The organism is Klebsiella sp. 2680 (assembly GCF_900198535.1).
GTDB classification, from domain to species: domain Bacteria; phylum Pseudomonadota; class Gammaproteobacteria; order Enterobacterales; family Enterobacteriaceae; genus Klebsiella; species Klebsiella indica.
The window spans coordinates 650938-676040 of record NZ_FZNJ01000001.1; the positions used below are offsets into that span (position 1 = coordinate 650938).

Genomic DNA, 25103 nt, shown 5'->3' on the forward strand with positions numbered 1-25103 from the left:
GTACAAATGGTATTGATATGTTTCACAGTCACATCGCCAGGGCCTTTCCACTATTTTACCCTTCGATAAAATCACACTTCGACAGCAACAGGTAGTATTAACACATTTTGTAAAATTAGTTCTGACAGTCCATCCAATGTTGGCTTAAACGCAACAACGTTGTGTCATGGTGAATTTAAAACACCCCATAACATTAATTCTGGAATAATAGAGATGATAATCAGAAAATTAACCCTGGCGGGCATGATATTCAGCATTTCCTTTCCGTTGTTTGCAGCTGAAATATACAATAAAGACGGTAATCAGCTACAACTTACGGGCGCTGTGCATGCGCGACATTATTTTAGTGATGATACGTCGTTGAACGGAGACAACACGTTTATTCGTTTCGGATTTAAAGGGCAAACACGAATTAATGAATGGTTATCAGGTTATGCCCAGTGGGAAGTTAACGTTCAGGCTAACCATACTGAATCTGGCAGCGATGCTCAAACCGGGAATGCCACGCGTCTGGCATACGCGGGGCTGAATGCGGGCACATTCGGTTCCCTCGATTATGGTCGTAACTGGGGCGTTGATTATGATCTGGCATCCTATACAGACTATGCGCCGATTTTTAACAATCTGACCTTTAGTGCGGGCGATAATTTTATGACCGGCAGGGGGACAGGATTATTGACATGGCGTAATCACGATACATTTGGTCTGATTGACGGTCTTGATTTTGCTGTCCAGTACCAGGGCGCTAACGACAGTTCAGAAACAACAGGCAGTAGTCGTTCAGCCATAAAACAGAACGGAGAAGGGTACGGGATGTCGCTGACATGGCATGCCACAGATGAAATCAGTATCGTTGGTGCTGGCTCATCATCTCGGCGTACGGCGGCTCAACAGGCGCTATCACTGGGTAAAGGCGAGTATGCTGATATGTGGGGGGGCGGTATTAAATACGCCGGTAAACAACTCTATCTGGCGACCATTTATGCGGAAACCCATAATCTGACGCCAATAAAATCACTGGGTTTTGCCAATAAAACCCGCGACTGGGAAGCGGTAGCCGGATATCAATTTAATAACGGAATCAGGCCTCAGGTAGGTTATTTTTGGTCACGTGCGTTTGACATTGAAAACACAGGAAATGTAGATTTAATTCGCTATCTTGATTTAGCCATGATGTATTACTTTAATGACAACATGGTCACTTATGTCGACTACAAAATAAACATGCTCGACAATAACCAACAATTTGGTATCACCAATGATGATGTGATTGGTTTTGGTTTAACGTATCACTTCTGATTGCCCCATTAAAAGCTGAGAAGGATCTTCGGCTTTTTTCACCGTATTGTACGAAAAAGAGGGAATATTCGCTGCGGCGTGATGAACCTTATCAGATTCTCTCCCGCACCAAATGCCCGCTTTGATGGGAGGCCGTTCGGCGTGCCGGGTGACATTCTTCATGCGTCCCGGGCAGGTAGTATTTGCCATCAGAGAATGGCCTCGTCCCTCCCGGGCAACCGTTCATGCCCGGCTGGCCATTTTTTCCGGAGAGTCCGGCCCCACCGTTAGCATCATCTGAGCGCCACAGTCTGTTTGCGCTACTCATGCCCCTCTCACCAGAGTAGCTCAATACTGAGCATACCAGGACAGACAACAGAATAAAATTTACTGCGTTGCCCATACCTTAACCTCTGCCGCGCCGTTTACCTGACGGTCATGGAATCAGCCTGCTGTTCAGTCACTTTCAACGCCGTTCCGGCGATTGCCTCATGGAGCGCCTCACGGATTGTCATCCGACCTTTAACCGGGTTTACCCTCACCGACGCCGTCCGGCTGAGATCCGTCCGGATAAAACACCCGGTTCCGTGCGCCAGCGCCTGGGCGGTTTCATCAAAGCGATAAAAATGGATATCGTAATCCGCCATAGCGTCGCATTTTCCCTGTGGAAAATGAACGTTCGGTGAAGTGCTGCATGCAATAATGAAAAAAGCCATGCTGGTACTTAAAATCTTCCAATAAACGGACCGCAAGGTTGATTCTATTACATTCACTCTGTTGACTCCTTCAGCAACGTCACGTAAAGATAGCGATGACAAAATCGTTAATCTACTATTTCAGCGAACCATTTTTATTTGAAATTTATCTGAAACAGAAAAGTTGTCAGGCCATAAATCATCCATCGTACTGACGACAAGCGGGTCCAGGCCCATGCAAGCCGATAAGACAGGGGAAACAACAGGTAACATTTTATTTTATTTAACAATTAATTATGTTAAGCATTGGCCTATGACGAAAATGCATCAGGAAATCTGGCACCTTTTCCCCATTCTTGCCCCATAATCAAAGGAAGAGGGTTCCCCCTCAAGATGTCGATACGCAATCAGGTTGTTCTCAGTGGATAACGTTCTATCACCATAAGCTGGAAAGTCGCCTTCCGGGCCTGAGTAAATACCCCCGCATTTTTCTACCCCCCAATTTTTTGGCAATGGTGCAACGGTAAAAATTAACATTCACGCTCTCTGCCCCCATCCAGCGTGTTCTGACAAGAGCGCTTCGCGCTTGATCATATTCCAGCGTCCATCACAAATGGTTCCGGGAGAACGCCTTACCAAGATCCGCATACAATCTATCCACTACCACCCGGATCCGGGGGGAGAGATTTCTGGAAACGGGCCATAGTGCCGTAACTGGGGCATCATGTTCGGGAGTCTTAACCGGTATTATCCTCAGTTCTCCTTTAGCGATTTCGTCTCCGGCCAACCAAGTTGACAGAAAGGCAATCCCCATCCCCCTGACCGCCGCATCCCTCAATGCCTCCCCGTGGCTGACAATGTAACGGATAGTGGGTTCAAGCAGGACCATGTGACCATTTTCATCCAGCACTTTCCAGGGCAAGACTCTGCCGTCCCTTGAAAAGCCAAGACAAGCATGTGAAAGCAACTCTTCTGCGCAGCCAGGCAATCCATAGCGATTAATGTATGCTGGCGAAGCACAAATGACAGAGCGCTGAGTGGCGATTTTTCGCCCGGCAAGACTGGCAGAGTTACCTGTATCACCGAGCCGTACAGCAAGATCGATATTTTCCTCGATAAGGTCGACCCGGCGATCGGTAAAAGTGATATCCAGTCTGAGCGCCGGATACTCAGCACACAGTGTAGCAAGGACAGGCATGACACAAATCCGGCCATATGAGACGGGGAGACTGATGCGCAGCGTACCTGAAACCACCTTTTTGCGCGACGCCAGAAGAGATTCTGTTTCATCAAGCTCATCCATAACTCTGAGGCAGCTCCGGTAATACAATTCTCCCTCTTCGGTCAGGCTGATGCTGCGGGTGGTCCGGTTCAGCAGTTTAACACCGAGCCGTTGTTCAAGTCGGGCAACATGTTTACCGGTTGCCGATTTTGATACCCCCATCCGGACTGCGGCAGCGGTAAAGCTACCTGTCTCCACCGTATGCACAAAAGCAGCCATGCTGAGTAACTGCGAATGCAGGATGAATGCCATTCGATTGTCTCCATTTGGGAGGAAATATGATTCATTTATATCGCAATACACGCCGTATTGTTGTCAATAAGATGATTTTCACCACTTACTGGAGAAATCACTATGGCTCAAATGATGAAACGCTGGCAGTTGTCGTCGTTCGGCACTGAAAACCTTCACCTGACTGAAGTCCCTTTACCGAAACCGGGATATAACGAGTTGTTGGTTAAAGTCTCTGCGGTCTCCCTTAACTACCGGGATAAACTGGTGCTGGAGGGGAAACTGTTGCCAGACCTGCCGGAAATGCCTTTCACGCCCGTTTCAGATATGGCGGGTAGGATTGTCGCAACAGGCCCCGGCGTGACCCGTTTCCGTACCGGGGACCGGGTCACCGGAAATTTCTGGACGCAGTGGCTGGATGGTGATGCACCGGATGATATGGTCAGGCACGGCCGATCGCTGGGTGGTCCACTCCCCGGAATGCTGGCTGAATATGTCATACTCGACGAAGATATTGCTGTCGCTTCTCCTGACTCACTGAGTGACGAGGAGGCCTCCACTCTCCCGGTTGCAGCCCTGACGGCCTGGTTCGCGCTTGTAGAAACAGGAAAACTCAAACAGGGGCAGCGAGTGCTGGTCCAGGGAACCGGCGGCGTGGCACTGGCAGGGCTCCAGTTGGCTCAGGCTCTGGGTGCGGAAGTCACCGTCATTTCGCGTAGTGAAGAAAAACTACAGCGCGCAAAGGCGCTCGGGGCATCAGGTCTGGTTAATACCCGCCTGACGCCAGAATGGGCATTGCGGGCTACTGAGTTGTCCGGGGGACGCGGATTTGACCATATCCTGGAGCTTATCGGCGGTGACAACCTGCGCCAGTCTGCAGAAGCCCTTGCACCGGGAGGGAGGATTGCTCAGATTGGTTTTCTTAAAGGTAGTGAGATGATTCTTCCTGCCGTGCCATTGATGCTTAAAAGAGCAAATATTCAGGGGATTACCGTGGGCCACCGACGCGCCCTTGAAGAGCTATGTCAGGCTGTTGACCACCATCAAATCAAACCGGTGATTGATAAAATCTACGATTTCTTCGATGCGAGAGCCGCCTTCACGCATCTGGAGAGAGGGCCGTTCGGGAAAATCGTCATCCGCATCAGTTGATGATTTAGCATATAAATAGAAAAGGCGACTCTCATCTGGCTGGGGGGGACATTGCCCCCTCATTTCCTGATGCTCTTTTAACCCGTTCGCATTCAATAAGAGACATACTGATGACCACTTACCTTACCCTGTCTTCAATTATTACCGCGGCTGAAAGGATTAAAAATGCCGTCATTCGTACCCCTACGGTTTTGTCACCGGGATTATCCGATATGCTGGGAAGAAAGGTGTTTCTCAAACTGGAAAATTTGCAGACTGGCGGCTCTTTTAAACCCCGGGGTGTGCTGAACCTGCTTTCCGCTTTCACCGGCAACCTGAAAGAGGGCTGTTTCGCTACCGTCAGTGGCGGCAACTTTGGTATCGCAGTAGCAGAAGCCGCAAAAGCGCTTGATGTAAATGTGACCGTCATTATGCCCAAAACGGCCCCGGCCTCATCAGTTGAAAAAATACGCCATTCGGGTAGCACAGTGCTTATTGAGGCAGATGTCAGTTCCGCGTTTGAACGGGCCAGGAAACTTGCAGAACAGGGATATCATGTTATCGATGACTGTAGCGACACTCTGGTCGCAGAAGGATATGGAACCCTTGCACTCGAACTTATTGCTGACTGCCCTTCATTAACCGATGTATTTGTTGCGGTGGGCGGTGGAGCCATGCTGGCTGGCATCGCAACGGTACTGAAATCCCGTAATCCTGACATCCGCATATGGGGAGTGGAAACCGAGGGGGCCAGTTCGATGTACCACGCGTTAACGGCAGGAAGGCCAGTAAACGTGGACATCACCTCCACCATTTCAACTCTGGGCGTTCCTCGGATCGATCCTCTGATGCTGGAACACGCTCAACGCTACCTTGAAAAGGTCATCCTTGTGTCGGATAGCGATGCTATACAAGGCATGATTTCTTTTGGCGAGAAAGCCAGACAATGGGTTGAACCTGCAACCGGGACACTTATTCCGGCCGCGCGCGCCGTTATCCCCACACTTCCCCGAAACGCGGTTATTGGACTTATCGTATGCGGGGGGAACGTGACATACCCGGAGATGCAGGTATGGACAAAACACGCAGGTATCAAGTAACAATAAAGATATAAAAATGTCATCGGTGATTTTCCCGGGGCACGAATTGTCAGCAATCAGAGCCGACGTCCCGAACGTCTGCTCTGGATTTTGTCCATGTCATGCCACCAGGCATATCTCAGACCGTGCGCCATCTCCGGGTCAACGGCTTTTCAACTTCCACAATCAGGAACATCATAAAACCGATAATGCGGATCCATCATCCCGGCAATCCCCAGCAAAATAACGCCCTGCTGCAAATCCTGATGGGTGAGTTCCGTTTGCCCGTCAGCGGCCGGTTTCCACGCCGCCACCATTCGTAAATAAACAGCGTTACCCACACTATCCGCAGACACCCTCGCATCGTTTTATCCTCAAAGAAAATCACCCTCTGTCATTCCGTCTGGAAGCAAAAACAGGCTTTGCAAATATCCGCAGGTAAAATTTCCCCATCAGATTCAGCTTATTGCCAGTACAGTTAGTGCCCCCTTCCAGGACAGAGAGATCCCCTGTAACGATTTCATTTCCTCTCCTCCGGGATTATGATGGCGGTAATTATCCTTTCTGTTCGCAGTGATTGAGAAATAGATGGACTTCATCAGCATTATTATGTCGGCGGGAAAAAGCTCCGTCGATGTGGCGCTTTACACGCTGCTGCCAATCATGGTTGTCATGCTCATCGTAATGAAATATCTGGAAGTACGCGGGGTGCTGGACGTCATCGTACGCTGGCTCGCGCCGCTGCTGAAGCCGTTCGGCTTAACCGGGATGAGCGCGTTTGCTCTGATCCAGATGAATTTCGTCAGCTTTGCCGCCCCGCTGGCGACGCTGGCCATTATGGATAAACGCGGTGCGTCGGATCGACAGATGGCGGCTACGCTGGCGATGCTTTTCGCCATGGGGCAAGGTAACGTTTTCTATCCGTTAACGCCATTTGGCCTGCACTGGCTGGCCTCTATTGTCATTTCGATCGCTGGCGGGCTGTGTGCCGCCGCGGTAACCTGGCATATTACCGGTCGCAAGCTGTCTACGATTGAGAATCCCCGGTCAGAAGCGCTCCCCAACGCCGAGCAAAATAATCGGGGGATTATCGCCGTGATCAACAGTGCCGGTTCCGACGCCATTCGACTGGCGCTTGGTGCGGTGCCAATGCTGATTTTGTCGCTGGCTATCGTGGGCGTTATGCAAGCCGCAGGCGTGATTGAGATGCTCCAGCACCTCCTGCTGCCGCTGCTGTTGTGGCTGAATATTCCCGTTAACTTCGTGCTACCGGCGCTGGTCAAGTGTGTTGCCGGGGGAACGGCTTATTTTGGCGTGATTTCTGAACTCATTCAGCAGGGTAAGGTGACCGTGAGCCAGATTAACGCCTCCGCCGGGCTGTTAGTTCAGACGTTCGATCTCCCAGGCATCGGTATCTTCCTGGGCGTCAGCTCGCGTTTCGTACGCCTGTTCCGTTTCGCCGCAACCGGCGCTATTGCCGGAATTATCATCCGCACGATTATGCACCTCACGCTATTCTGATCCTGCAGCCTGCGCACGGAGGCAGGCCACGACGTCAGCCTGAAAGCTACAGGCAATGTGATGGTCAACCCGGGCCATCATCCACGGGAAAAACGGATTGGAGGTGACGCGCATCAGCGTATCCAGCCCGATACTCAGGGTCGATGTTTCCCCGCGCAAAGAAATCGTGCCAATGCTGATCCCGTAGCGATTTTTCTCCGCCGGTTCCCGGCCATAGAGCGAATCGCTCAGCGGGAACGGCACCGCGACGTGCGACAATGAATACATATCCTGCGGCCAGGCAATATGCAGCGGCGTCACGGTTTCCGTCCGCGTGCCGGCAAGCGTTGTGCGGGCCACCGTATCATCGGTGTCAGCCGCGGCATTGGTGATAATCGTCGTTGCATAGGGCCGTGGCGCCGACGGTAGTAAGCTGCTCACCGCCGAATAAAGCGAGGGACGGAATAGCGCACGAAGGTTCGCCGCCTGATTAATATCAAAAATCACCAGTTCGCTGCCGTTATCCGGCAAATAGCGATAAAGCGAATCCACCACCGCGCGGGTGCTTACCGTTGAATCCATCACCGACTGAAAAGTTAACACCGGCGCTAATTCAGCCAGCCGTTTGTTCTGCGACGCTTTCACGATCTGCTGCTGCAACGCCTGAGACAACAGCCACGACTGCCTCGCCGCTTTGACCGGAAACGAATTGTATTTATAGGGATTGAATTCCGGGACAATATTAAGCCATGCGGCGCGGGCAAAGGCCGGAAAAATCGAGGGCAGGCCCGCAATCCCGGCAAAACGGGCAAACGCGGTGACGCCAATCATCGGCGACAGCAAAATTATCTGCTGAGGTCGGCGCAACGATTTATCATCCAGACTATCAAGCGCGTATTTCAGCGCCAGCGCCCCGCCGTTAGAGTAACCAATTACGTGCAATGGCACATCGGGCCCCGTCAGTCGCGTCGCTTCCCGTACCGCCAGACGGGTAGTCGCTATCCACTCATTCCGGTCAACGGCGGTCAGCGCGCCAGGTGCGGTACCGTGCCCCGGCAACCTCGGCACCACGGCAACAAATCCCTGCTGCTGATAACGCTGCGCCAGGTACCGTACGCTGTAAGGCGAATCCGTCAGGCCATGGAGCAGCACCGCCGCGCCGCGCGGCTTGCCCTGCGGCAACAGAATAAAAGAACGATTCCAGTTGGGATGAAACTTATCCGGATAGACCAGGCTTTGCGCATAAAAACGGTTAATCGTCGTTTTTTCATCATCATTCAGCGCATCGGTGATCGTGCTTTTCAGATCGCGGAAAATCGCCCCCTCCCGCGCCAGATATTGCGCAAAGGTGGCATGATCTATCTCGCTGGTCGTCATTTCATCTGCGGTCCAGGTATGCCAACGGTGTAGCGCGGGGCCACGCTGTGACTCGTAAATACGCCCAATAAAAAAGACCACCACCACGACCAGCAGGCCCATGAAACATTTTTTCGCCAAAGAGACCATTCTCACGCCCGACTTATTGAGAATCCGGGTAAAGCGCATCATTGCCATATTTTTGTCCGAACTATCTCTTTTGCACACCCGATTGGCAAATTACGCCGCCCGACGCCGATCCTGCAATTCACTTTTTAAACATAGAATAAACCAACCGTCCGTTGTGACGGTCAGAAAAGGGAACCAACATTCATTCTCTCGGGTGTAACGGATCTGCGCTAAACAAACCGCGCGGCGGGGTTAAAAAGAGACCATCCGCGACAAACACGGCCGCCATGGGCGTCGCTGAGGCGCAGTCATAGCCCTCCCCTGCGCCAACTGATTCTAATTTCAGTACTTTTCCTGTTGAAACGGTGAAATTCTCCACCGTCTTTTCCAGTCTGTGACATACTAAGCACAACGTCGGCAGAGCAAAACAAGGAGTAAGTCATGAACCAAAATGCCGCCAGGCTGACCCCAGAACAAGCCCTTACGCAACTTGAAACGCTGTATGAAAAATCGGTCAATGCGCTGCGTAAAGCCATCGGCGAATATATTACTCATAATACGCTCCCCGATGATAGCGCACGCGCGGAAGGCTTGTTCGTGTATCCGCAACTGTCAGTCACATGGGATGGCGCTGAACATAAAGCGTCAAAAACCCGCGCCTGGGGTCGCTTTACCCACACCGGTTGCTACACCACCACTATCACTAATCCCACACTTTTTCGCGCCTATTTGCTGGAGCAGCTCACCCTGTTGTATCAGGATTATGACGCCTGCATCACCGTCGGATTATCGCAGCATGAAATTCCCTATCCGTATGTCATTGACGGTTCTGAATTAACACTTGATCGTTCCATGAGTGCCGGGTTGACCCGTTTTTTCCCGACCACAGAGCTTTCGCAAATTGGCGATGAGACCGCCGACGGCCTGTTCCATTCGACCGCGTTCTATCCGCTTTCGCACTTCGACGCCCGCCGTGTGGATTTCTCTCTGGCCCGGTTGCGCCACTATACCGGCACCCCGGTTGACCATTTCCAGCCGTACGTGCTGTTTACCAATTACACCCGTTACGTCGATGAGTTCGTACGCTGGGGCTGTAGCCAAATTCTCGATCCCGATAGCCCTTATATTGCCTTATCCTGCGCGGGCGGGATCTGGATCACTGCGGATACAGAAGCCCCGGAAGAAGCCATTTCCGATCTCGCATGGAAGAAGCATCAGATGCCGGCCTGGCACCTGATCACCAAAGATGGTCAGGGGATCACATTGATTAATATCGGCGTAGGGCCTGCGAACGCCAAAAATATCTGCGATCATCTGGCGGTGTTGCGCCCGGACGTCTGGCTGATGATTGGCCACTGCGGCGGTCTGCGAGAAAGCCAGACAATCGGCGACTATGTGCTGGCTCACGCCTATCTGCGCGACGACCATGTGCTGGACGCGGTGCTGCCGCCGGATATCCCGATTCCGAGCATCGCCGAAGTCCAGCGTGCGCTTTATGACGCCACGAAACAGGTCAGCGGCATGCCGGGTGAAGAAGTTAAACAACGGCTACGCACCGGGACAGTGGTCACCACCGACGATCGTAACTGGGAACTGCGCTATTCCGCCTCAGCGCTGCGTTTTAATCTCAGCCGCGCGGTGGCCATCGATATGGAGAGCGCCACCATTGCCGCTCAGGGTTATCGCTTCCGCGTCCCCTACGGCACTCTGCTGTGCGTATCCGATAAACCGCTGCACGGAGAAATTAAACTGCCGGGCCAGGCCAACCGGTTCTATGAAGGGGCCATTTCCGAGCATTTACAGATTGGTATCCGGGCGATTGACCTGCTGCGCGCCGAAGGCGACCATATGCACTCGCGCAAACTGAGAACCTTCAACGAGCCGCCATTTCGCTAATCTCCGGCCCATTTCGCGGCAGATAAAACATCGGGTGCCATCCGGTACCCGAACTCAGCATCGCATGTTTCGTCACTCTGGCCTTGCATGCGGCTTTGGCCGCTGCCGATGGGCTATTGCGTGCGTGCTGCCCATTCAGTTTTCTCACACGACACCGCCCTGAATGCCAGATAATCCTTACCTCTTACTTTATTCTTCTGGCCCTGTTACGCCTCTAAAACCGCAATACGAATAAGAATTTACCGAAACACGAACCGTATTATCATTTCGCCTCGCACCCCTATAACGCCAGTATCGACTGGTCATCATCATTAACCAATAGTGCAATACGAATTTTGATGCCGAAGAAGAAAAAGTGATTTGGGTCACATTAATCACTCTTCCCTGAAATATGACTTTGTATCACCTTCCCGTCTGAGGCGAAGAAATGATACGGATGTCGATACCACGCAATAGGCCCCGTTGCTTTCCCCTCCAGAAAATGAATAAGAAAAATTCCGCCAGCGGAAAGTTGATGTATTTTATGCCAATTAATCAAATACTCTGCTAATTGAGATACGAGCAGTATTGACCATTACCGCATGAGCTTTCGCTTCAGACATCAGAAACGTGACCGGTGAACACCAACGACCAGAATGATCATTTTGCCCTCTCCCTCCGCGAAATTGCTTTTTTTGATAAAAATAAACCCAGAAAGTTGCTATGTTTTTTTTGCAGTACATATAACCCTAATATTATGCAAGCATTCCTTGTTTGCCCGGTAGCCACTGCCGGGCTTTTTTTATCGTATATTGTCCAGATGATTGATAAATTGACAAATTGATGAACGACTTTTTCTGGTAAAAATAATTGTCACAATTGCAATATCTTGACACACAGGATTCTGTAAGCATGCCGTGAATCCATAAGCAGAAAGTAGTGGTTATCTAAATCAATAAAAGGTACAAACAATGGATATTAAAAAAATAGCCGTAGTTATTACTGGGCTTATTATGTCTGGTTCCGCCGTCTCTGCTGAAGTATATAACCAAAACGGAAATAAACTGGACTTTTACGGAAAGGTAAAAGCGCAGCACTATTTCTCGGATGATAAAAACCAGGATGGTGATCAGACCTATGTTCGTATCGGCATTAAAGGTGAAACCCAGATCAACGATCTCATGACCGGGTATGCCCAATGGGAATACCAGTTCCAGGGTAACAATGATGAAGGGACCGGGGCAACCGGCGGGGATAAAACCCGTATGGCTTTTGCCGGGTTGAATTTCTCTGAGTTTGGTTCTGTGGACTATGGTCGTAATTATGGTGTCGCGTATGATATTAGCAGCTGGACGGATATGCTGCCGGAGTTCGGCGCTGATACCTCGACGCAGACAGACGTCTTTATGACTGGCCGTGCTACCGGGGTTGCCACCTATCGAAACAGGGACTTTTTTGGCCTGGTGGATGGGCTTAACTTCGCTTTACAATATCAGGGCAAAGCGGACGACAGCGATCGTTCTGTCCAGAAACAACATGGCGATGGTTTTGGTATTTCTGCTTCGTATGAGTATGCCGGGATTAGTGCCGGTGCATCTTATACCGCTTCAGACAGAAGTAATGAACAGGTCGAAAAAGGGAAAACGTCCGCCTTATACGCTTCCGGGGATAAAGCGGAGTTGTGGAACGTCGGTTTGAAATATGATGCTAATAATATTTACCTGGCTGCCACCTATGCTGAAACCAGGAACATGACCAGTTTTGGTGATGATTATATTGCTGAGAAGACACAAAACTATGAAGTCGTCGCACAATATCAGTTCGATTTTGGCCTCCGTCCGTCAATTGCGTATTTGAAATCTAAAGGCAAAGATTTCAGGAGTTATGGCGACCAGGACTTAGTTGAATATGTGGATGTTGGCACCTATTATTACTTCAACAAAAATATGTCGGCATATGTTGATTATAAAATCAACCTGCTTGACGATAACAACTTCACCAGAACAGCCAACATCAGCACCGATAATATTGTTGGCGTAGGCTTAACATATCTGTTTTAAACTAAGCTAATCGGATTGCCAGTTCCCGTGAACTGGCAATTTTGGAGGCATAATGGAAAATTACAGAGGAGAATGTTTTTGCGGGAGCGTTCATATCTCAATCAAACTCGGTTATCTGAACATATACTCCTGCTACTGCCATGAGTGCCAGAAACATACTGGCGGGGTATTTATGTTTGTTAAGGCAAAAAAACGCCCTGATGTGTATCCCGGTACGGAAAGTCTGAAATCATTTTACACAGCGTCTCATGGATATAGATTTTTCTGCGCCGAATGTGGCGGATTACTATTCATTCAAGGGAATAACGAAGCTGATTTTTTAATTCCTGTCTCTGTTCTGGATTTCACCGCCGAACAAAAATGCCGCATGATGTTGATCGATGAGCTGCAGCATCATTTAAGACCAACATTCTTCCGTTTGTATGGCAGATTTTTGTGATATCCCCGTCATACTTCAAGTTGTATCTGCGCGGACTTTGTTACCAGGCTCATCCATAAGCCTTGCCCTGACGGGTCGCCGCGTGATTCGGCCAACGGACTCATCCCTTGCGGGTTCCGCTCATCGGCTGCATCACCAGGCTCATCGCCGCAGGCAGAACCGTCAGCGTGACCAGCGTCGCCACCAGCAACCCGCCGATAATGGCATACGCCATCGGCCCCCAGAAAACTTCCGTTGAAATCGGGATCATACCCAGTATCGCGGCACAGGCCGTGAGCAAGATTGGCCTGGCCCGGTGTTCTGCCGCAACGATAATCGCCGCCTCGTAGTCCATACCTTTGAGAATATTGCTGTCCACTTCGCTGATCAGAATGACTGCGTTACGAATGATTATGCCTGCCAGCGCAATAATACCCAGTAATGCCACAAATCCCATCGGCGTACCGGTCGGCAGCATCGCCAGCACAATGCCGATGAGCCCAAAGGGTGCCATCAGCAGGGCCAGCAGCATGCGTGAGAAACGCTGCAGCTGTATCATCAACAATACCAGCATGACAAGCAGCGTCACCGGCAGCACGGCGTACACCGAATTGTTGCCTTTATTTGATTCCGCGACCGTACCCCCCTCCTCTATCTGATAACCTGGCGGCAGCGAGGCGCGTATCCGGTCGACGACCGGCTTCAGCTGTTGTGACACCGACTCCGCCCGCATCCCCGGCGCCAGATCGGTCTGCACGGTAATATAGGGCAGCCGTTGACGCCGCCAGATAACCGGGTCATCCACTCCCCATACCAGCGTCGCCACCTGGCTGAGCGGAATTTTCTCTCCCCGGTCATTGGTCAGCAACATATCAGACAGCGTCGAGATATCCTGACGCGCCTTATTATTCCCTCGCAGCACGACATCGATCAGACGGTTACGGTCACGTACCGTGGTTACGGTGGTGCCCGACCAGACAGTATTGAGCATCTGCGAAATACTCTGCGACGAAACACCGGCTGCCCGGGCAGCCGTCTGGTTAACCTTGAGGGTGATAACCCGCTCCGGCTCACCCGCCGTGAGGTTTACCTCGCGCGTGAGCGGACTGTCGCCCAGGGCCGATGCCAGGGAATGGGCTATCGCCTGAACGCGCCCGTAATCCGGTCCGGTGATGCGGTATTTCACCGGCCAGCCAACCGGCGGGCCCAGTTCCAGCGGCGAAACGCGGCTAGTGATGTCGCTAAACTGCCGGGCCAGCAGATCTTCGAGCTGCTTACGGAGACGATCGCGGGCCCGGAGATTTTTCGCCACCACCACCAGTTGGGCCGTATTTTCATTATCCAGCAGAACATCCATCGGCAGATAGAAACGTATTGCTCCGGAGCCGATGTAGCTGGAAAAATGGTCCACATTCGGGTTATGGATTAATGCCTGTTCCAGACGTGCGGTCTGTCGCCCGGTTTCCGTTTGCGAAGCGTTTGCCGGCAATGTCAGGCTGACCAGCAGTTCCGGCCTGTCAGACGTGGGGAAGAATTCCCCCTGCATAAAAGTGGTGCCATAGGCGGACAGCGCCAGCAGGCCAATCGCCGTTCCGAGCGTCAATAGTCGGTGACGCAGCACGGCAAGCAGCAGGCGATGATATCCGCGCCGCAGCCTGCCCGGGCTGCCGTTTACATGGCGGTTGTTCAGTTTTTCCGGCAAGATCCAGACCCCGGTCAGCGGGGAGAACAGGATGGCGACTCCCCATGAACAGAGCAGTGCGATCAGCATCACCGCGAAGAGGGTAAAACAGTATTCACCGGCGCTCGAAGCCGCAAAGCCGACCGGAATAAATCCGGCGATCATCACCAGCGTGCCGGTGAGCATCGGAAAAGCGGTGGTTTCAAAAGCGTACGTCGCCGCCTTCCACCGGGAGTCTCCGGCTTCCAGGCGAGAAACCATCGTTTCCACGGTAATCATCGCATCATCGACCAGTAATCCCAGCGCGATAATCAGTGCCCCCAGTGAAATACGCTGCAGGCCAATACCCGCGAACATCATGCAGGTAAAGGTCATGGCCAGCACCAGTGGTATGGCGGCGGCCACCACCAGACCCGCCCGCATACCCAGTGAGACAAACGACACGGCCAGCACAATAATGATCGCCTCAATCAGCACCCTGACGAATCCGCTGACCGCCTGCGCGACCACGGCGGACTGGTCCGCCACTTTCACCATCTCAATACCGTGCGGCAACTGCTGGCCGATCGCGCCCATACGCTCATTGAGGGCGCGGCCAAAGTCGGTCATATTACCGGTCGCGGCCATGGAGATCGCCAGCCCGATAGCTGGCTCGCCGTTTACCCGGAAGAGCGGCGTCGGCGGCTCCGCCGGTTCGCGCCGGATAGTGGCAATGTCGGTTAGCGGAATATAGCGCCCATTGATATGCAGCGTCACCGCGCGCAGGCTCTCCTCCGAAGTCAGCGCGCCGCTGACCCGCAGAGCCACATTCTCTCTGTCGGTACGCAGAATACCCGACGGCACAACATCGTTTTGTTCCTTCAGCGCGTCACTGACCTGCTGAAGATCAAGTCCCATACCGGCAAGTTTGCGCGGAGAAAAGGCAATGACCATCTGCTCTTCCTGCACGCCGATAAGCGTGATTTTGCCGATGTCCGGCAACGACATCAGACTGCGGCGGATATCCTCCACATGGTCGCGTAGTTCACGGGAAGTAAACCCCTCAGCGGTGAAACCGTAAATGGTACCGTAGGTATCATCAAATTCATCATTCACGGCAGGCCCCTGCACGCCAGAGGGCAGCGAGGATGCAATATCCTGCATTTTTTTACGCACCTGATACCAGATCCCGGCCACCTGACCGGGCGGGGTATCGTCACGCAGATTGACAAAAATTACCGACTGACCGGCGTGCGTGTCACTCTCCACATAATCCAGATAGGGGATTTCCTGCAGTTTTTTCTCCAGCGTATCGGTTACCAGATTAACCGTATCCTGGATGTTAGCGCCGGGCCATTGCGCCGATACCACCGCGGTTTTAATGGTAAAGGCAGGGTCTTCATTACGCGGTAATTGTTCATAACTCATGATGCCGGTGGCCATCACCAGCAGCATAAAGAAAGTCATAAGCTGCTGATGGTTCAGCGCCCAGGCCGACAGATTGAAGGCGTGCTTCAGGGATCCCTGGCTCATTCACGCCCCTCCCCGAAGATCACTTTTTCACCCTGACGAAGTTTGCTGACGCCAGCCGTGACCACCGCCTCTCCCGGATGGACACCTGACGTCACCAGAATGCCGGTTGCGGTATAGCCGCCGAGCGTCACCGGTCGCAGCTGCAATTGCTGACTGGTCCTGTCGACCACGAACACCGCGGGCTTGCCATTCTCCCTGGTCAGGGCCGAGGCCGGAAGCAACATCATGGCCGGTCCGCTGCCGGGTAATTCGACGTTGACGCTGGCGCCCAGCGCCATCGCCGGAGGAGGATTATCAAGGGTGATGCGAACGCGCCACGTCCGCGTCTGCGGATCCGCCTGCGGGCTGATATCGCGGAGGCGGCCGCTGGCGCGGATCGCCGGATCGGCGATTAACGCTACGCTGAATGTACCGCTATTGTGGGAAAACACCTGCGGATCCGCCACGTCTATAATGGCATCTCGTCCGTTGCTGGCCGCCAGCGTCACTACCGTCTGCCCGGCGCTGACCACCTGTCCCGGTTCCGCGCTCACCCCGGTCACGATGCCGGCTGACGGCGCAATCAGATGCGTCCAGTTCAGATTTTCCCTGGCCGTATTCAATGCGGCTTCGGCGCTCTGACGCCGTGAGACTGCCGTCTGCCAGTCCGAGCGGGCCGAATCCAGCTGCACGCGGGCAATGGCCCCGGAAGGCATCAGCGCACTCATTCGCCGTAGATTAAGCGCCGCCAGGCGCTCTGCGGCCCGGGCGCTGTCCAGATCGGCGCGAGCGCTGTCGAGCTGATTCTGAAAAGTGCCACTCTCCAGCGTGCCGAGCGTCTCGCCAGCCGTCACCGGGTCACCCACATCAACCGGGCGCGTCAGCAAACGTCCGTCAAGGCGAAACCCGAGCGTTACCTCATCGTGCGGACGGATTTCACCGGTCTGAGTGAAAATGCTGCTCCGTGAGGGTGGCGGCGCCAGAATAGTTCTGACCGGCCGCGGCGCAGGTGGCGTCTTTTGTGGCTTATCGCCGCAGGCGGTCAAAACCAGGATAACCGGCAGCGCCAACATACCGTAACAGAGCGATGCCGGAAGGTGCGGTGTAGAGAGGAGGCGAAATATCTGTCGCAGGCAGTCGGACAGACCGGGGAAATTTTTCGTCATGACGGCGCTCCTTAACAAAGTCACGGCCATTAAACCGAAACAGTGTCAGGATTGATCCCTGCATTCTGTCAGGAAACTGTCAGGACGCCAGGTTTATTCCCGCGCCTTTCCACCGGGCAGCGTAATAATAATAACCAGCCCGCCGCTTTCTCCCTGTCTGGCTTGAATACCGCCGCCGTGTGCCGCGCAGATCCCTCTGGCTATGGACAACCCCAGGCCGCTGCCGCCAGAGTGCCGCGCCCGCGAAGACTCTCCCCGGGTGAAGCGCTCAAACATCGCCGGCAGAAACTCTGCCGGTACGCCCGGCCCGTGGTCACGGAAAATCATCTCGCATCCTGCCGACGTCTTGCGGGCCACGGCCGTCAGCACGCCCCCCTCTGCCGCATAGCGCAGGGCGTTTTCCATCACAATCGTGACCACCTGTCCCAGCCGAACCGGATCAACCTCGCACAGGCACGGAGCCTGCGAGGCAACGGTGATAACCATACCCACGCTCTGCGCCTGTGGACTCAGCCAGATAGCCCGTTCACGCAGCAGCGCGGTAAGGTCGGTTACCGATTTATGCAGGCTAAGTTGACCGGCGTCGGCCAGCGACAACAAGTGCAGTTCATCCGTTAACTGGCGAAGGAGCTGCAGTTGCTTCATCACCATCGCCAGTTGCTTCGGTTCCGGAAGGAACACGCCGTCCATCATCCCCTGCAGACGACCAATGGCCGCCGTCAACGGCGAGCGAAGCTCATGGGCCATCGCCACGTGGGAAGCCCGCAGTTCCCGCTCGTAGCGGGCCAGTTGCATCATCATGGCATTGAAATCCTGGGTAAACCGCGCCATTTCCAGCGGCGTGTTATCCACTGGCGCCGCCCGGGCGGTAAAATCGCCTTTGGAGACCGACCCGGCAGCCGTAGCCAGGTGGCTGAACTGGACGGACAGCGGCCTGGCGGCGCGCAGCCCCAGCACCACAATGAAAGGAATGATGACCACCACCAGGATGCCCACCGTCAGCCAGTCCGCGGAAGCGATTGAGGGATCGGAATAACTGATCCCCCACCACGCATCGACAATTTCATGAAAGCGGGCCGGATTGGTTTCCGGATGCAGGCGTAACAGCGCAAACTCGGCGCGCAAGGCCGGTGGCATATGGTGCTGTATCCACAAGCTCTCCACGGCGAAACGCAGCCACATGCACAGCGCAATCACCACCACGGAACCGACAGCCAGCGCCAGAATTCGCACGCAAATCCAGCGCCACAGGGTCTGCTGCTGTAATGTCTTCATGGCTGACGGAACCGGTAGCCTACGCCCCGGACGTTCACCAGCACATGATGAATACCGGCCGTTTCCAGTTTTTTACGCAGGTTATAGACGTGAGTGTCGACCGCTCTTTCCAGCGCATCGCTTTCGGGCAGGCAGCGCTCCAGTAGCTCCTGACGTGAAAATGGGCGCACCGGCGCCGCCATCAGCGTCGAAAGCAGGCTGAACTCTGTCGGGGTGAGTTCCAGCGCCTGCCCTTCTCCGTCTGCTGAACGGATCATCGCCGTCATCATCGCCGTGTTGACCTCCAGACCCTGCCAGCGTAAAGCACGAACCTCAGGCTCCTGGGTCGCCCTTCTCAGCACCGCCTGCACCCTTGCCACGACTTCGCCCGGGTTATAGGGTTTGACCACATAATCATCGGCGCCGTAGCGCAGGGCGCCGATTTTATCCGGCGCATCTCCCATCGCTGTCACCATAATAACGGGGATATTGCCTTTGCGCCGTATGGCTGCCAGAACTTCGGTGCCATTCATCCCCGGCAGCATGACGTCAAGAAGAATAAGATCCGGAGTGAGTCGCTGGCTCATTTCCAGGCCTGAAGGACCGTCGCCCGCCACCCACACTTCATAGTTTTCACGTCGCAGATAGGCGTCGAGTACATCCGCCGCATCCGCATCATCTTCAATAATCAGTATTCGTTTTCCTGACATTGCTGGCACCCTGACCGTTTCTTCATAAAGCCCTGACAGTTTACTGACACTGCCTCTCTATACTCACCTGGCATTTACGGCCACCGCGGCTCACGGTCCGTTAACGATTCAGGTGTGGAGGAATGATGATGATAACCAGAAAAATAGTGTTGTACATGGTGTGTTTTACCCTGACCGGCACAGCCACTGTCGTCCAGGCTGATGAGAGCGATCCCGCGCAGCCCACTTTTTCACTGGGGCTGGCCGGACAAAGCCTGCCCCGTTATAGCGGTTCCGATCAGCGCCACTGGCAGGTGGTTCCCCTGATCCAGGGGCGTGACGGCGCATTTTTTGTCGATAGCCAAAAGGGGCTGGGTTACGACCTGCAGAGTGAAAATGGCTTTTACCTGGAACATACGCTGGGTTATAGCCTTGGGCGTGCGGATCGGAATTCGGACTGGCGCGACGGGAGCAACAAACTTAAAGGCATGGGAAACATAAAAGCGACGATCAATACCGCCTTCGCTCTGGGCTGGACGATCGCCCCCTGGTTGACGGTGGAAGGCAAAGCGACGCTCCCCCTGAGCGACAGTCAGGGCGTGAACTATCAGGCTTCCGCCACGCTGATTCCCCTACAGAGTGATACCGATACTGTCGCCCTGAGCGCTGCGGCGCTGTTTGGCGACAATCGCTATATGAACACCTTCTACGGCGTCAGCGCCCGGCAAAGTCGCGGCACAGGCTATGCGCAATATCATGCCGCCGGAGGGTTTTACGGGACAGACACCAGTCTGACCTGGAACCACCAGTTCACTCCTCACTGGAGCGCCCTGGTCAGCGCTGATTACGTCTGGCTGGATAAACATGCAGAAAACAGCCCGATTGTGTTTCGTCGTAACAACACGTCAGCGACCCTCGGCGTGCTCTATACTTTTTGATCCCGTTTGTTAGTCAGCGGCTGGCCTCTTCCACGCCGCAAATATGCTGATTTCCCCCCGGCGCAGCCCGGATACCTGATCTGCGCCGCATTTTCCTTTCGCAAAATAATGAGTTACGATCTCATCGCCGGATAGCGTTGGCGTAACGCGGCGAAGATTCTCGACATTTGCTCGCCGGGCACCTGATTTTGGTTTACTTCCGCCGCCACAGCTTTAAACACCTGATGTTTAAGAAAATGACGCCATCCTGTGGGTGCCTCAGCCAGAAATCGTGTCAGCAATTGGTAGCGTTCCGGGGTCCATACCGCTTCAAATGCCGTTCGCGCCACGCCAAAGTCAAAGTGACTGTCCGCTCGCTGTCTCATCGCTTTGCGTAAGCATGCTGTCCCGACATCATCAATATCCTCGCCATTGATAACCACACCGTACAGTGTGCGGGCAGCATCAACGCTGACAAATCCACAGCGCACATCCTGCAGCACCGCCTGATCACTACGCTCAACGGGCAGGCCATATCCCCCCGCGCCAGGCCCCCGAACCTCAACAATATCGCCTGGCTGGCAGCGAATGACATCGGTGTTACCGTGTTCGATCACCTCACCATCACGCCAGGTACGGAAGTGTGACAAGCCCCCCGCCGCGCCACCCAGCACGCCCGGTGAAGCAAATACCGAGCGATTGCGGTTGCGGGCGGTAACCAGCGTATCCGGCGCAAAAATCTCGAAAACCATTTCCGTGGCCAGGCCGCCGCGATAGCGCCCGGCGCCGGCGCTGTCAGGCACCAGACCATAGCGATGAAACTGAATAGGGACTTCGGCTTCGTTGATTTCAATCGGCGTGTTTTTCAGGAACGCGGATAAGCCGCCGGAACCGTCCGGGCCATCATGGCGCGGCGTACCGCCCGCACCACCGCCTACTGGCCCCAGAGACGCCACCACGCTGCGGTTTGCCGCATCGCTGGTACGAATGTTCATAATGGAGTTTCCCCCTGGCGAATTCGCGGGCAGACGTTCAGGTATCGCCTGCGAAAACACGCCGATAGTGGCTATCTGCGACAGCGCGCAGGTCAGGGAACGCATCCCTACTGCGGCTGGCGCTTCGCAGTTCATGACCGTACCAGGAGGCAGGATAGCGCGCGTAGGCCGTAGCGTACCGGCATTCAGCAGCAGGTTTCGATCCAACGTCGACAGGACATAAGTGACCCCTACCAGCGCCAGCGGGTGCCGTTCACGTCCGCCTGTCGGCATGTTCAGCGAAGAGGTCAGTTGCGGATCGCTTCCGGTGTAATCCAGCTCCAGCGTTTCGCCCTGCACCCGCAGCGTGATGGCTACCCGGCAGGGGAAGCCTCCTTCGCCATCTTCATCCGCAAAGTCGGCATAAAAATATTCGCCGTCGGGAATGGTGGCAATAATGCTACGCGCCTGACGTTCGGCATAATCAAGGATACCGTCGATCCCCTGGCGAAAATCCTCCACGCCAAAGCGGGCAAGAATGTCATGAATTTTACGTTCCCCGACATTCACTGAGGCCAGTTGCGCTTTGAAATCGCCCCAGTTCTGATCCGGAACGCGTACGTTAAGCCGCATAATGCGCGCCACTTCGTCGTTCAGCTCGCCATTGCGCACAATTTTCAGCGGCGGAATGCGTATGCCTTCCTGCACGATATCGGTAAGGGAACGCGAGAGCGATGCCGGTACCGCCCCGCCAACGTCAGTGTTATGAATATGACCAACAACGAAGCAGACGATCTCTCCCTGATGAAACACCGGTTTCCAGATATGAATATCAGGCGTATGGGTCGCCACATTACCGGCATACGAGTCGTTGGTGATACAGATATCCCCTTCATCATACTGGTCGATCAGCGCCAGCACCGGGCCGTAATCAATACCGCTGTACCAGGGTGCCCCAAAGCGACGCGGTGAAGCGAAGGCCAGCCCGTCCGGGCTGACAATCTGGCATGAGAAGTCTTCGGTTTCTTTAACAAACGTCGAGTGTGCGGTTCGCATCAGGGTAAACGCCATCGCATCGGCGGCAGCCGCGCAATAGTTAGCGAGAATTTGCAGGTTACGTCCGTCAATCGCCATCTTGGCTCACCTCCAGCGAAGTAATCAGTAAATTGCCAAATTCATCGACCCTTACCTGCATCTGCGGCGGCACACAGGTGGTGCAGTCGTCCTGGGCAATAATCACCGGGCCGGTCAGTTGATGCCCGGCCCCAAGAGTCGCGCGGGCGACCACATCGACCTGATGCTGCGCACCGTCGATCCAGACGTGGGTCTGTTTCGCCGCCACTACCGGTCCGCTGGCCGCGGGCACACGATTCAATGCGGGCTTCGGTGTGGGCGAGACGATAACCAGACGCAGGTTGATAATCTGCACCGGTGCGCTGACGTCACTGTGACCGAACATTTGTTGATGCTGACGATCAAAAGCGGCGTGCAGGGCATTGACGTTGGCTTGTGTCAACCATGCTTCTTCAAGCGCAACCTCAATTTCAAAGGACTGCCCGCGATAACGCATATCCGCGCTATAGTGCAAAGTGAACGGCATCTCCGCCCCGTGCTGCTCATGCAGCCAGCGCCGGGCTTGCTGATTCAGGGCTTCAGCTTCGGTCGCCAGCGAGTCCGCCAGGTTAGCATCCAGTTCGCCGTAGAGAGTGCGGATAAAGTCATTGCGGATATCCGCCACTAATCCGCCCAGTGCTGACAGCACGCCTGGCGTCGGCGGGACAATCACCCCTTTCATATTCAGTTCGCGCGCCAGGAAACACCCCATCATCGGCCCCGCGCCACCAAATGCAAGGAACCAGAATTCACGCGGATCGAGACCAAAGCGCGACAGCAATCCGTTGGTATCGCCGTACATGCTGGAGATCGCCAGCTCAATGGCGGTTTCCGCCGTCTCTTCTACAGTGATATTGAGGGCATCCGCCAGCGGCTGCCAGGCGGCGCGAGCCGCGCCAACGTCTACCTGCACGGCGTTGTAACCGAGATCGCCGTGACCAATCATTCCGCAGACGGCAAAAGCATCGGTGGCAGTTGGCTGCGTGCCGCCGCGCTGGAAGCAAACCGGTCCCGGCAAAGACCCCGCGCTGTCCGGCCCCATCTGCAATACGCCCTGGTTATCGATCCAGGCCAGCGTTCCGCCGCCTTGCCCGACGGAGGTCACCGCCACCGAAGGAATATAGATAGGGAAATCACCGATGATTTCACCGTTCCCCTGCGCCACCTTACCGTCAATGATCACCGCCACATCGGCGCTGGTGCCACCGATATCGAGGCTGAGAATTTTGTCAAAACCGCAGGTACTGGCGAAAAAACTGGCGCCGATCACTCCGGATGCCGTCCCCGACAGCACCATCTGCACGCATTCGCTTTTCGCCTGCTCAACCCCCATGACTCCCCCATTGGATTTGGTTATCCTCGGCGGTGGCGCAACACCCATGGTTTTTAAGGCGCGTTCAAACGATTCGAGATAATGGATAACCATCGGCTGCACATAGGCGTTGATGGTGGCGGTGATAGTGCGTTCATACTCGCGGATGATTGGCCAGATATCCGCCGAGCACGAGGTCAGTAGCTCAGGCGCCTGTGCATTAATGATCGCCTTGACCCGGGCTTCATTGTGGCGATTGCGATAGCTGTGCAGCAACGCCACCACAATTCCCTGACACCCCGCCGCTCTTGCGCCGGCAATGGCATCCAGCACACTCTGATGATCGACCGCTTGCAGCACGTTGCCGTGGCGATCGGTCCGTTCTTTGATGGCAAAAACCCGGTCACGAGATATCAGCGGGGTGGGTCGGCGTGAAAACAGATCGTGAATATGCGGTATTTTCAGACGCGCCAGTTCCAGCACATCGCAGAATCCTTCCGTCGCAAATAGCGCCAGTTTGACACCTCGTCGCTGGATCACGGCGTTGATACCTACCGTGGTGCCATGCGTGAAGTAGCTGACCTGCTGTGGGGCGATGCCGGCACGCTGCTCCAGTTGTGCCAACCCGGTAAGGATTTCACGCCCTGGCTGGTCCGGCCGCGATAACACTTTCAAAGTGTGGATCTGGTTCGTTTGCTCATCAAGGACGGCAAAATCGGTAAAAGAGCCACCAATATCTACGCCAACACGATACATAGTTTTTTCCGTTGTCAGGAGGAAGGAAATTCCATCAACTTGTGGGGATCCTGCACCACGCGCCAGCCGAGTCGCTGATACAGCTGGTGGGCATCATTGGTAGAAAGCATCCAGCGCTGCACCGTTTGTAATTCCTGATGCGCACGCACACAAGTCGCCAGCCAACGACCAAGACCGTGGCCGCGCCAGTGCTCGTCAATGATGACGTCACATAACCAGCCAAAACGTGTGTAATCGGTCACCAGCCGGGCAAAACCGATCTGCCGCTGCTGCTGGTACAGACCAAAGGGCAGTGACCCGGCGATTGCGCGTTCTGTTTTTTCCCGGGTCTGGCCTTTCGCCCAGTAGGAACACTCCGCCAGTTGATAATGAATCCAGTCGATATCAAGGCGCTGACGTTGGGTGGAGACAGTGAAGCCATTGCGCTGCCACATCTGGTCGGGAATGGTGAAGGCTGTCATAGCAACTCCTTGTAAAGTAATAGAATGAGTGTAACGGCTTCAGCACAAACGTCGCCGTTGAATCCACGGTCTGAACAGCGAAGATAAAGGGAATTTTGGACGACGGAGAAATTTTATGCTGTCCAGATGGAGGGACAGATCGGGGTGGCACGGTTTATCCGCGTAGGCAGAAGGCGGCGACCTCGCTCTTTTTGCGCGAATGCCGCACCGGAATATATCCATCTGCCTTTATGAACGAAATGAGATCCGGGCTGG

18 protein-coding genes and 1 pseudogene are annotated in these 25103 nt (G+C 54.2%); 8 read left to right on the plus strand and 11 right to left on the minus strand.

Features of this window, described 5'->3' with window-relative positions; genetic code table 11:
- The first annotated feature begins 213 nt into the window (after positions 1-213).
- Positions 214-1299, plus strand: a complete 1086-nt coding sequence (locus FN037_RS03265; protein ID WP_142501533.1) for a porin — start codon at positions 214-216, stop codon at positions 1297-1299.
- Positions 1300-1703: 404 nt separating this feature from the next.
- Here FN037_RS03265 and FN037_RS03270 read toward each other — a convergent pair whose 3' ends face one another.
- Both FN037_RS03270 and FN037_RS03275 read right to left on the minus strand, forming a co-directional pair.
- Positions 1704-1925 carry an STN domain-containing protein gene (locus tag FN037_RS03270; protein WP_241675631.1) on the minus strand — a complete coding sequence of 74 codons (222 nt, stop codon included), beginning with the start codon at positions 1923-1925 and terminating at the stop codon, positions 1704-1706.
- 655 nt (positions 1926-2580) lie between these two features.
- Positions 2581-3507 carry a LysR family transcriptional regulator gene (locus tag FN037_RS03275; protein ID WP_138361538.1) on the minus strand — a complete coding sequence of 309 codons (927 nt, stop codon included), beginning with the start codon at positions 3505-3507 and terminating at the stop codon, positions 2581-2583.
- A 102-nt stretch (positions 3508-3609) separates the two neighbouring features.
- Here FN037_RS03275 and FN037_RS03280 point away from each other — a divergent pair, with 102 nt between their 5' ends.
- Positions 3610-4638 (plus strand): zinc-dependent alcohol dehydrogenase family protein, encoded by a 1029-nt coding sequence (locus FN037_RS03280; protein ID WP_142501534.1) that lies wholly within the window; start codon positions 3610-3612, stop codon positions 4636-4638.
- A 110-nt stretch (positions 4639-4748) separates the two neighbouring features.
- On the plus strand, positions 4749-5717 hold the full coding sequence (locus FN037_RS03285; RefSeq protein WP_142501535.1) for a threonine/serine dehydratase: 969 nt from the start codon (positions 4749-4751) through the stop codon (positions 5715-5717).
- A gap of 191 nt (positions 5718-5908) precedes the next feature.
- On the opposite strand, the pseudogene FN037_RS24735 reads toward FN037_RS03285, so the two are convergent.
- Positions 5909-6019: pseudogene (locus FN037_RS24735) on the minus strand (hypothetical protein); the annotation flags it as partial.
- Between the two features lie 265 nt (positions 6020-6284).
- On the opposite strand from FN037_RS24735, the gene FN037_RS03295 reads away from it, so the two are divergent.
- Positions 6285-7217 (plus strand): nucleoside recognition domain-containing protein, encoded by a 933-nt coding sequence (locus FN037_RS03295; RefSeq protein WP_138361542.1) that lies wholly within the window; start codon positions 6285-6287, stop codon positions 7215-7217.
- Here the strand turns inward: FN037_RS03295 and FN037_RS03300 are convergent.
- Positions 7209-8744, minus strand: coding sequence for an alpha/beta hydrolase (locus FN037_RS03300; RefSeq protein WP_185929230.1), 1536 nt, complete (start codon positions 8742-8744; stop codon positions 7209-7211). The genes FN037_RS03295 and FN037_RS03300 overlap by 9 nt on opposite strands.
- Before the next feature lie 378 nt (positions 8745-9122).
- Between FN037_RS03300 and FN037_RS03305 the strand changes: the two genes are divergently transcribed.
- The 3 genes from FN037_RS03305 (at position 9123) to FN037_RS03315 (ending at position 13055) form a co-directional block, all read left to right on the plus strand.
- Positions 9123-10577, plus strand: a complete 1455-nt coding sequence (locus FN037_RS03305; RefSeq protein ID WP_138361544.1) for an AMP nucleosidase — start codon at positions 9123-9125, stop codon at positions 10575-10577.
- Between the two features lie 950 nt (positions 10578-11527).
- Positions 11528-12616: a porin OmpC gene (ompC, locus tag FN037_RS03310; protein WP_138361551.1), complete on the plus strand. Its 1089-nt coding sequence runs from the start codon at positions 11528-11530 to the stop codon at positions 12614-12616.
- Between the two features lie 52 nt (positions 12617-12668).
- Positions 12669-13055 carry a GFA family protein gene (locus tag FN037_RS03315; RefSeq protein WP_138361552.1) on the plus strand — a complete coding sequence of 129 codons (387 nt, stop codon included), beginning with the start codon at positions 12669-12671 and terminating at the stop codon, positions 13053-13055.
- 100 nt (positions 13056-13155) lie between these two features.
- On the opposite strand, the gene FN037_RS03320 is transcribed toward FN037_RS03315, so the two are convergent.
- The 4 genes from FN037_RS03320 to FN037_RS03335 all read right to left on the minus strand — a co-directional run bounded on the left by FN037_RS03320 (position 13156) and on the right by FN037_RS03335 (position 19336).
- Positions 13156-16227: an efflux RND transporter permease subunit gene (locus FN037_RS03320; RefSeq protein ID WP_142501537.1), complete on the minus strand. Its 3072-nt coding sequence runs from the start codon at positions 16225-16227 to the stop codon at positions 13156-13158.
- Positions 16224-17372 carry an efflux RND transporter periplasmic adaptor subunit gene (locus tag FN037_RS03325; RefSeq protein ID WP_138361554.1) on the minus strand — a complete coding sequence of 383 codons (1149 nt, stop codon included), beginning with the start codon at positions 17370-17372 and terminating at the stop codon, positions 16224-16226. The genes FN037_RS03320 and FN037_RS03325 overlap by 4 nt, the downstream gene beginning before the upstream one ends.
- Before the next feature lie 93 nt (positions 17373-17465).
- A complete protein-coding gene (locus FN037_RS03330) occupies positions 17466-18647 on the minus strand; it encodes a sensor histidine kinase (RefSeq protein WP_138361555.1) in 1182 nt (393 codons plus the stop codon).
- Entirely contained in the window at positions 18644-19336 is a 693-nt protein-coding gene (locus FN037_RS03335) for a response regulator (RefSeq protein WP_138361556.1), read from the minus strand. Before FN037_RS03335 ends, FN037_RS03330 begins: the two co-directional genes overlap by 4 nt.
- Positions 19337-19464: 128 nt before the next feature.
- Between FN037_RS03335 and FN037_RS03340 the strand changes: the two genes are divergently transcribed.
- Positions 19465-20253: a MipA/OmpV family protein gene (locus tag FN037_RS03340; protein ID WP_138361580.1), complete on the plus strand. Its 789-nt coding sequence runs from the start codon at positions 19465-19467 to the stop codon at positions 20251-20253.
- Positions 20254-20366: 113 nt separating this feature from the next.
- Here FN037_RS03340 and FN037_RS03345 read toward each other — a convergent pair whose 3' ends face one another.
- From FN037_RS03345 to FN037_RS03355, 3 genes are read right to left on the minus strand one after another with little or no spacing between them, the layout of a single operon-like run.
- A complete protein-coding gene (locus tag FN037_RS03345; RefSeq protein ID WP_142501538.1) occupies positions 20367-22340 on the minus strand; it encodes a hydantoinase B/oxoprolinase family protein in 1974 nt (657 codons plus the stop codon).
- Positions 22330-24387: a hydantoinase/oxoprolinase family protein gene (locus FN037_RS03350; protein ID WP_142501539.1), complete on the minus strand. Its 2058-nt coding sequence runs from the start codon at positions 24385-24387 to the stop codon at positions 22330-22332. Before FN037_RS03350 ends, FN037_RS03345 begins: the two co-directional genes overlap by 11 nt.
- A gap of 14 nt (positions 24388-24401) precedes the next feature.
- Positions 24402-24848, minus strand: coding sequence for a GNAT family N-acetyltransferase (locus FN037_RS03355; protein ID WP_142501540.1), 447 nt, complete (start codon positions 24846-24848; stop codon positions 24402-24404).
- Positions 24849-25103: the final 255 nt, after the last annotated feature.